Here is an 8,817-nt window from a genome sequence, read left to right on the forward strand (position 1 = left end):
AAGTACTTTACCTTGAGGGGTCAGAGTGTTACCTTTTTCAGGTGTTCTATTCTAGGCATGGTGATGGACGAGCCAGGAACTCTCTGCCCCCTATGTGTAGATTGTGAACCGCCCTAACAAAGAATGGAATCAGGAGGCCCGCTGATGTTCGTCCTCCTCAGTAACGATGACGGGATCCAGGCTCCGGGATTAGTGGCTCTGGCAAAAGAGTTTTCTTGTGCCCATCACGAAGTGGCAGTGGTGGCGCCGGACAGAGAGCGCAGCGCGTCCAGCCACTCGATAACAGTACACAAACCGCTCCGGGTACAGCAGGTGGATACGCACGCTGGTACAAAATGGGCCTATGCAGTGAACGGTACTCCCGGCGACTGTGTAAAACTGGCTCTAACTACGTTGCTGCCGAAACAACCGGATATGGTAGTTAGCGGTATTAACTGCGGGTCCAATTTAGGTACAGATGTTTTCTATTCGGGAACAGTGGCAGCCGCGCTGGAAGCGTTGTTGCACGGAATACCTGCAGTGGCGGTGTCTTTGGCAACATCGAACCCTGAGGCCGATTATGGTTTTGCCGCCCGGGTAGGATTATCAGTAGCCGAACGCTTAATCACAAAGCCGGCGTTGTCACGCGCTTTGATCAACATAAACGTGCCGGATCTATCCAGGTCCGCCATAAAAGGCGTAAGAATAACCCGATTAGGAATTCGCCGCTATCGCAATGTGTTCGAAACCCGCCGTGATCCTCGCGGGCAGACGTACTATTGGCTGGCCGGTGAGCCAGTGACCGGTGCCAGCAGTGTGGATACCGATATTGCCATGGTAGAACAAGGATACGTCTCGATAACTCCGGTTGCGGTGGACTTAACGGATTATGAGCGCCTCAACCAGATACGATCTTGGGAAAACGAAATTGACACATAATTACAGACTTGGTAGAATGTGGGTGGAGGGGATCGTGGTGATGAGCTATTCCACCCACAATGTTTGCTTTAATCCTCTTGATTGGCTTGAAATGCCGGCTTCACTGGGGCCGAAGCCTCCCTCTGAACTGCCTCACGACTCGGGGCAATTAATTAAACTTGGAGAGCAGTACTTGAACAGCCGCCTGATCTTGGAAGCTGAACTGTGTTTCGTCAGCGCCCTGGCTATTAATCCAGGTTTGAGCGAGGCTTATTATTGGCTTGGCTACTTGTACAGCCGGCAGGGCCGATATGAACAAGCAGCCTTGGAGCTGCGCAATTGTCTGGCAGCACAACCTCGTAACGGGTACGCCTACGCAGAATTAGGGCTGGTTTATTTTAAGCTCGCACATATTCGGGAAGCACGGGCCCTATGGCAACAAGGAATAATGCTCACATCCGGCAGCGTTCAGCCTTTGACCGAGTTATTGCAGCACATGTCTTTTTATGTAACGCTAGACGGTGAAAATAGAGTCATTCCCAATTTATGCTCCATGGCTACTCTTACCGCGACGAAGGATGTTGATCTGGCCTACAGCTACTTGGAGCGGGCCTACATATTGGAACCTTATAACCCAGCCATATTCGCATCGTTGGCGGCCCTATTCGGTGCTGACGGGAGGGAGGACGAGGCCGGTTTAGCCTGGGAAGAGGCTGTCCGTCTCTGCCCCGAAGATCCCGACCTGCAGGCTAAGGTGGCCGCATACTATCTTGGTAGGGGTAAGACAGAACAAGCAAAGAGCAGAGCCGAGAAAGCTGTAGAGTTGGCACCTAATAATGCCAGTTACCGACTCTTGTTGGCACAGGCGGAAGAACGCCTAAATAACGTAATAGCAGCCGAGACACACCTTAGAATGGCCCATAAACTGGAGCCCGAACAGACTGATATTAACTTTGAACTGGGTCGCTTATTGTGGTCCCATGTAAAAAGTCCGGCTGGTCTGTCCTTTCTGGTTAAGGCAGCTCGGGCTGGGCATGATGAGGCCCAGGCCTTTTTGACTATGATCAACATAGATAGAGGGAGAAAAAGGCTGTTTTCCAGAACTGATAGAGGAGGAACGGTATTTGAGCACACTGCTTATTGAGGGGGCTACTGTAATAACAGTAGACAGCGATAATCGCATCTTTGCTCCCGGCGATATTATTTGCGCCGACGGTCGTTTAGCCTATGTAGGTCCGCCGCAGCATCACCAGCCGGGTGAGTTTGATCAAGTGTTGTCGGGTCAAGGGATGGTAGTGCTGCCAGGTTTGGTCAACGCCCATACCCATGCGGCCATGACCCTTTTCCGCAGTTATGCTGATGATCTTGCTTTGCAGCCCTGGCTAAAAGAAAAAATATGGCCTCTGGAAGCTAAGCTTACACCAGAAGCCGTTTATTGGGGAGCGCTGTTGGCTTGCTTGGAAATGATGGAAGCCGGAGTTACCACTTTTGCTGACATGTATTTCTTCATGGAGGAGACGGCCACAGCGGTCCGGGAGAGCGGTCTGAGGGCTGATTTGTCGGTAGGCATGACCGGCTTGGATCCCAAAGCCGGAGAAAAATCCTTGGGACAAGCTGCTGAGTTTGTTCAGTCTTTTCATGGTACCGCTGAGGGTCGTGTTAGTTGCCGGTTGGGTCCTCATGCCCCCTATACATGCCCGCGGCCTTTCTTGTTACAGGTTGTCAAGACAGCGCAGGAACTAAGTTGTGGCCTTCATATTCACCTGGCGGAAACAAAGCTGGAAGTGGAGGAGCTGAGGAAAGAAACCGGCCTGACACCGATACAGTTTTACCATAGTGTCCTACAAGAGGTAGGTCCAATACCGACGATCGCTGCTCATTGTGTGCATGTGAACGAAGAAGACATCAAGCTGTTGGCCGCAAACGGGATTGGGGTGGCCCATAACCCCGGCAGCAATCTTAAATTAGCCAGTGGGATCGCTCCTCTAATCGCATTAATGGACAAAGGCGTAGCAGTGGGCCTGGGTACCGATGGCGCGGCTTCAAACAATAACTTGGATGTATTGGAAGAAGCTAGATTGGCGGCACTGGTACACAAATGTGCCAGCAGTGATCCCACAGCGATTCCAGCTCAGGCAGCCCTTCGCCTGGCGACTATGGGCGGAGCAGAAGCTTTGGGATTGCAGGAGCAGATTGGAAGCCTAGAGGTGGGAAAACAGGCCGATCTGATAGTGCTGAGGGAAGACAGTCCGCATCTCAGCCCTCGGCACGACATAGTTTCCCGGATCATCTATTCAGCCCGGGCGGCGGATGTTGAGCTTGTCATGGTTGGTGGAGAAATCGTGGTGAAGCAGGGTAGGGCACTGACGTTAAATCGAGACGTGATAATGAGTCAAGTACAGAGAATCGTGGAAGAGACGTGGTAATAAGTCACCCTATGTTGCGCTGGAGCAGTTTTGTCTAAGGCTGCATTGGTGGCAGAGGGGATTTCGCGCCCGACAGATACGTCGTCCGTGTTGAATCAGACGATGGTGGGTAGCGATCCACTGCTCGGCGGGTATTTTTGCTTCCAGTTCCTGTTCTACTTGCTCAGGTGTTTTTCCACTGGCAAGACCTAAGCGGCGAGAAACACGAAAAACGTGAGTGTCCACCGCCAGTGCCGGTTGGTTGAAGGCATTGGCCAACACCACCTTAGCTGTTTTTCGTCCCACTCCAGGCAAAGTCAATAATTCAGCCAGCGTTTGTGGCACCTGACCTTGAAACGATTCCACTAGCATTTTGGCACTAGCCACTAGATAACGAGCCTTGGTACGGTGCAGTCCCACGCCCTGTATTAGCTGGGCCACGTGTTTAGGATCGGCTCCGGCCAAGGCTTTAGGCGTAGGGTACTTAGAAAGTAGTCCTGGCGTCACCTTATTTACCTGCCGATCGGTAGTTTGGGCTGACAGTATGGTAGCCACTAACAGCTCGTAAGGAGAACTAAAGTTTAACTCGGTTCTTACCTGAGGGTAACTGTTGGCGAGGTTTGTGAGAATGTCTTCTATCTGGGCCATCGGCTCACCTCTGCTGAAGGAGTATAGTTATGAAAAGAATAGCTCTTATAGCTCACGATCAAATGAAATCCGAACTGATCAAGTTTGTCAACGAACATCTGGAATTCTTTCGGGGAGTAGAATTAGTAGGTACCGGCCATACCGGTGCTTTAGTTGAAGAAACCACCCATCTAAGGGTAAAGCGTTACTTGTCCGGTCCTCTGGGCGGGGATCAACAGATTGGTGCCCAAATTGCCAGTGGCAAGATTGATGCCGTGTTCTTCTTTCGGGATCCATTGACGCCTCAACCTCATGAGCCGGACATAACTGCCCTCTTGCGTTTATGTGATGTGCATTATGTACCGGCAGCTACAAATCCAGCGACAGGAAAAGCAATAATTCGTGGCCTGGAAAACAGCTGGGCATTATTGCCGTCGAAGTCAGACGAAAAAGGTGTTGTCCTAGAGAAAAAAAGTGAGTAGTAATAAGGTTTGATAAAAGGGTTTCCCTTCCCAAAAAACGAAACTACTGGTGATATCTTCCATTGTTGCCTATATATGGGAGGGAACTGATTGATGACCAGAAAGCGCCACGGATTATGTGCGGCTGACATGAGGATGCAATTGGAGACCATCATAAACAGTGTTAGCCAGAAAGTCAGCTCAGCCGGGCCCTTGACCTGGAGTGTTGTCATGCTCACTACCGAAGAAGAGCTGAACTGGCTAGCAAAATGGGCCCAGGATGAAAGGGTCCAAACAGCAGTGGCTGGTCTTGTCTTTTGCTTGGACTATTTGGCAGCAAGAAAGGTTTGTCCCGAGCAGGAGGATTTTTTTAACAACGACCTCATTGGGCTGTTGAGCGGCACCGCCAGCACGGCCCAAGTAGCTCAGGCCGTGGCAGCAGCCGTCACTGATTACGGCTACCAAACGTCTTTTATTCCCAACCTAATCCCTAAAGTGGTCACATTGCAGGAACAATTGCACTTGCCTCCGCTGGTTCTGCCGATCTCGGTCATGGTGCTAGGTACCGAACATCTGGAAGCAGATAGGGGCAGCGGTTATTGTTACATCCACTGGGGCCAATACCAGGAAAACAATCTAGATCTGAGCCAGGCTCGGTTATGGTGGCGAAAAGGCATAAACGGCCAGCAATTTGGACGGGCAGCCCGTTACTTGGCTCTAAACCAGCTGCGTAGAGCTCTAGCCGGCTTTGGACTCACAGTGGCCGGAATACCGATTGACGTAGGCACAGGAACGACATTGCCCAGGGAGAACATGGGTGTAGCCTTAAAAAAGGTAGCCCAACGCTTTCCCCGGTCGTTCTTTAGCTGGCAAAAGCTACGTCTGGCTTGGATCAGGCTCGGCCTACAGGTGGGCAGAATATCTCAAGCGGAGTGTCTGCTGCAACGAGTGCAAGCTTCGGAATCGGAGTCTCCCGATGTGTTACTTACTGCTGGCATATTATTATGGTTTAAGGGGCAACTTCAACCGGCACTAGAAGCAATTACTCAGGCAGAAAGGTATGCTCCCGAAGAGGGACTCGTTTATTATCTTAAGGGCGAAATCTATCGTGAAATGGGCTTGTTAGAGCAGTCACAACAGTCACTTCGGCGTTCCCTGGAACATCACCGAGAAGACATTGGCGCCTGGTTGGCCCTGGCTAAAGTGGTAGAGGAGGGGAGAGGCCCCAAGGAAGCATTGGCTGTATTTGAGGAAGCGCGCGCTACGGTAACCCCGAATGCAGCGCTATTTAACAAAGAGGGTCTATGCTACAGTGAACTAGGACAGGATGATAAGGCCCTGGCTTGTTATCAGCAGGCATTAGCATTAAGACCTAACGACCCGTCGATTCTGGCCAACCAAGGGTTAATTTTGGGTCGACAAGGCAAAATTGAGGCGGCCTTGACTTGCTATGACCAAGCTTTGCGGGTGAGTCCTAATGATGCTTATTTACTAAATAATAAGGGGTTTTGTTTAGGAAAGCTAGAACGATATGCAGAAGCTTTGCGGTGTTACGAAAAAGCAATTGTTGGTCAGGAACAAGTGGATATCGGACTTCTTCATAATAAGGCTACCTGCTTGTCCAAACTGGGTCGCTATAAGGAAGCTTTATTGTACTACGATCAGGTACTACAACACAATCCTACCGACACCACGACTCTTAACAACCGAGGACTTTGTTTACTTAATCTGGGGCGGATACGCGCTGCTTTGGAATGCTATACAGCAGCCATTCAATTGGAACCTAACAACGGTGTTCTGTGGGGAAACAAAGGCGCTTGTCTTTTTAAGCAGGGTCAGTATGAACAAGCCTTAGAGGCCTACGAACGAGCTTTACTGTTGTTGCCTAATGAGCTGGCGTACTACAGCGGTAAAGGTATGTGTCTAGATTACTTGGGGCGAGCAGAAGAAGCTGTAGCTTGCTATAACAGGGCTCTCAGACTGGCCTAGGACCCAGCAGAAAAAAGATAAAAAAAGCGGCTTTGCCGCTCTTTTTCTTTTTGGTGGAGAGGGGTGGATTTGAACCACCGAAGGCGTCGCCAGCAGATTTACAGTCTGCCCCCTTTGGCCAACTCGGGAACCTCTCCGGAGCAAGTATGATGGTGGGCCCACCTGGATTCGAACCAGGGACCGACCGGTTATGAGCCGGCAGCTCTACCGCTAAGCTATGGGCCCTAATAAAATGGTGACCCTAGGGGGATTCGAACCCCCGTTACCGCCTTGAAAGGGCGATGTCTTAACCGCTTGACCATAGGGTCATGTACATGGTCGGAGCGACTGGATTTGAACCAGCGGCCTCTTGGTCCCGAACCAAGCGCGCTACCAAGCTGCGCCACGCTCCGATTGCAGCTGACATGGATATTTTACAGTATGCACACGATAAAGTCAAGGCCAGAAACGCAGGACACCGGTGACCTTACCCAAGACTTGCGCCGAGCTTACTACTACGGTCTCATAATGAGGATTTGCCGGCTGTAACCGTATGTGTCTGTTCGTGCGATAAAAATATTTTACTGTAGCTTCGTTTTCTATTAGAACCACTGCAATTTCTCCGTTTTCAACTTGAGGCTGTTGGCGTACCAGCACATAGTCACCGTCCAAAATACCGGCGTCTATCATACTGTGACCGCGAATCCGTAATAGAAAGAGGGGCCCCTTGGAGGAAAACTCCGCCGGCAGGGGAAAGCTGCCATCTTGATTTTCTACCGCCAATAGCGGCACTCCGGCTGCCACTCGGCCGATAATAGGGACTTTTATTACTGCGTTTTGGCTGTCTGTTGCCGGAGAAGGGGTAGTAAGCACCTCTAAAGCTCGGGGTTGATTACGGCGGCGTCGCAGAAAGCCTTTAGTTTCCAATGCCTGTAAATGCTTATGCACGGTAGAGCTGGAACTCAGTCCCACTGCGGCACCGATCTCACGGACTGAAGGAGGGTACCCGTGCGCGCTAATCCAATTTTGAATGAAGTTTAGGATTTGTCCTTGACGACGGGTCAATCCTTCCGAGTTGGACACGCAGTTTGCACCTCCCCTGAACTGGTGACTCATCCATTACTATATCATAAAACCATAAACGCAAAGTAACCGCGCATTTCGTTTACAACGTCCGATAATATATCTTATGTAAAGTAAGTTAGGATTGCTGCCGGACCCATTCGTCTAATTTACAACCGATAACCTGGTAAGCTTGCGCCGGCACCCACAAATCTGCGGTAATGATTTCCATGGGACAAGGTTCTGTCCGGCTGCGGTTTAATATTTGCTGAACAAGCAAGTCACAATCAACGTATACGTTATTGTCCAGCAGTAGCTTTTGGGCTCGTTTGCTCATGACTTGGGCGTAAACCGACGTGATGCCAGCATGTAAGACCAAAAGTGCAGCTGCACTGCCTATAACTTTATCAGCCAAGGCCGCACCTTCAAGATTAGGCCTCTCATCTGCCAGCAACTCATACAAAGGCCTTATTCCTTGCCCTGCTCGTTGCCAGACCCGAGACTTGCTGACTGCCACCAAAGATGACCCAGTTGCTGCCATAATTTGCTGTGCGCTACGGAGATCAGAGAGCACATTCACGGTCAAGGTGTTCCACGTCCTTTCTAAGCCTAGTCTTGAGACCAATCACAGCTTGTCGTCCCCTCCAATGGTATCATCAATTGATGGCCAAAAGAAGGCATTAAGACTGATATGAGCTAGCCAAAAATAGTGATCAGTATCATCTTGCCCACCAGGCTGCGTACCTTGAGCCCGGCTTAGTTCGGCCGTTTTCATCACTAAGTAACGATCAGTACCGAGGAGCAAGTTCAGGTAGGTCTTAACCTGATTGTAGGGACCCTGAACAGTGAGCTCCAGCTTGGTTTGTTGACCGCCTTGACTTAACTGCAACCCAGACCCCACTGTAAGCCCGGTTATCCGAATTCCACAACTGTCGGCCAAGAGGTCAAGTTCGGCAATAAGCTCAGGCAGGTTCTCATCAGGCGGGATCTTAGCTTCGATCTCACCGGTTGATAGCTGTTGTCGCTGCCAATGGTGCCTCAGTCTCCCCACTTGTTCTGTCAGTAGGTCCAGCTGTTGAGCTTGTTGAGTTTCCTGGGCTATGGTCCGCTGTAAGGCCTTTACTCTATAGAGAGTCTTAGCTGTGGGTAGACTTGACAGCAGAAAAAGCACTACAGCGACAAGAAAAAAGAGCCGGCTCCGAGTAAGAACCCGTGGGTGCAGCTTCTTCACTCCTGGTTTACCTTCCCTTCGATTAGAAATTGATAGAGCCTGGTGTCGTTTTTATAGTGGCAGGCGGTTAAACGTAGACTGTCTCCGAAAGCCAGCTGCAACTTTTTTAATAGCACCGCCACATCCTGCGGTTTGGCAGCCAAACCGCTAAGGCGAAGCACTTCAA

General features: G+C 50.6%; 9 protein-coding genes and 4 tRNA genes. 5 read left to right on the top strand and 8 right to left on the bottom strand.

Going from position 1 to position 8,817, the window contains the following annotated elements; all coding sequences use genetic code 11:
• The first annotated feature begins 144 nt into the window (after nt 1-144).
• The 3 genes from surE (at nt 145) to GX016_08590 (ending at nt 3,323) form a co-directional block, all read left to right on the top strand.
• Entirely contained in the window at nt 145-918 is a 774-nt protein-coding gene (surE, locus tag GX016_08580) for a 5'/3'-nucleotidase SurE (GenBank protein ID HHT71608.1), read from the top strand.
• A gap of 172 nt (nt 919-1,090) precedes the next feature.
• Nucleotides 1,091-2,041, top strand: coding sequence for a tetratricopeptide repeat protein (locus GX016_08585; GenBank protein ID HHT71609.1), 951 nt, complete (start codon nt 1,091-1,093; stop codon nt 2,039-2,041).
• Nucleotides 2,022-3,323: an amidohydrolase gene (locus GX016_08590; GenBank protein HHT71610.1), complete on the top strand. Its 1,302-nt coding sequence runs from the start codon at nt 2,022-2,024 to the stop codon at nt 3,321-3,323. The genes GX016_08585 and GX016_08590 overlap by 20 nt, the downstream gene beginning before the upstream one ends.
• A gap of 9 nt (nt 3,324-3,332) precedes the next feature.
• Here GX016_08590 and nth read toward each other — a convergent pair whose 3' ends face one another.
• A complete protein-coding gene (gene nth / locus GX016_08595) occupies nt 3,333-3,950 on the bottom strand; it encodes an endonuclease III (GenBank protein ID HHT71611.1) in 618 nt (205 codons plus the stop codon).
• Between the two features lie 29 nt (nt 3,951-3,979).
• Here nth and GX016_08600 point away from each other — a divergent pair, with 29 nt between their 5' ends.
• Nucleotides 3,980-4,411 (top strand): methylglyoxal synthase, encoded by a 432-nt coding sequence (locus GX016_08600; GenBank protein HHT71612.1) that lies wholly within the window; start codon nt 3,980-3,982, stop codon nt 4,409-4,411.
• 93 nt (nt 4,412-4,504) lie between these two features.
• Nucleotides 4,505-6,379 (top strand): tetratricopeptide repeat protein, encoded by a 1,875-nt coding sequence (locus GX016_08605; GenBank protein ID HHT71613.1) that lies wholly within the window; start codon nt 4,505-4,507, stop codon nt 6,377-6,379.
• Nucleotides 6,380-6,430: 51 nt separating this feature from the next.
• Here the strand turns inward: GX016_08605 and GX016_08610 are convergent.
• The 7 genes from GX016_08610 to pilO form a co-directional block, all read right to left on the bottom strand.
• Nucleotides 6,431-6,516, bottom strand: a tRNA-Tyr gene (locus GX016_08610).
• A 13-nt stretch (nt 6,517-6,529) separates the two neighbouring features.
• Nucleotides 6,530-6,604: transfer RNA gene (locus tag GX016_08615), tRNA-Ile, on the bottom strand.
• Between the two features lie 8 nt (nt 6,605-6,612).
• Nucleotides 6,613-6,687, bottom strand: a tRNA-Glu gene (locus GX016_08620).
• 7 nt (nt 6,688-6,694) lie between these two features.
• Nucleotides 6,695-6,771: transfer RNA gene (locus GX016_08625), tRNA-Pro, on the bottom strand.
• 43 nt (nt 6,772-6,814) lie between these two features.
• On the bottom strand, nt 6,815-7,474 hold the full coding sequence (gene lexA, locus GX016_08630) for a transcriptional repressor LexA (protein ID HHT71614.1): 660 nt from the start codon (nt 7,472-7,474) through the stop codon (nt 6,815-6,817).
• A gap of 85 nt (nt 7,475-7,559) precedes the next feature.
• Nucleotides 7,560-8,006 carry a DUF1893 domain-containing protein gene (locus GX016_08635; protein HHT71615.1) on the bottom strand — a complete coding sequence of 149 codons (447 nt, stop codon included), beginning with the start codon at nt 8,004-8,006 and terminating at the stop codon, nt 7,560-7,562.
• 39 nt (nt 8,007-8,045) lie between these two features.
• Nucleotides 8,046-8,651 (bottom strand): type 4a pilus biogenesis protein PilO, encoded by a 606-nt coding sequence (gene pilO, locus GX016_08640; GenBank protein HHT71616.1) that lies wholly within the window; start codon nt 8,649-8,651, stop codon nt 8,046-8,048.
• Between the last annotated feature and the right edge of the window lie 166 nt (nt 8,652-8,817).

This window comes from Bacillota bacterium, from assembly GCA_012837285.1.
Classification (GTDB): domain Bacteria; phylum Bacillota; class DTU030; order DUMP01; family DUMP01; genus DUNI01.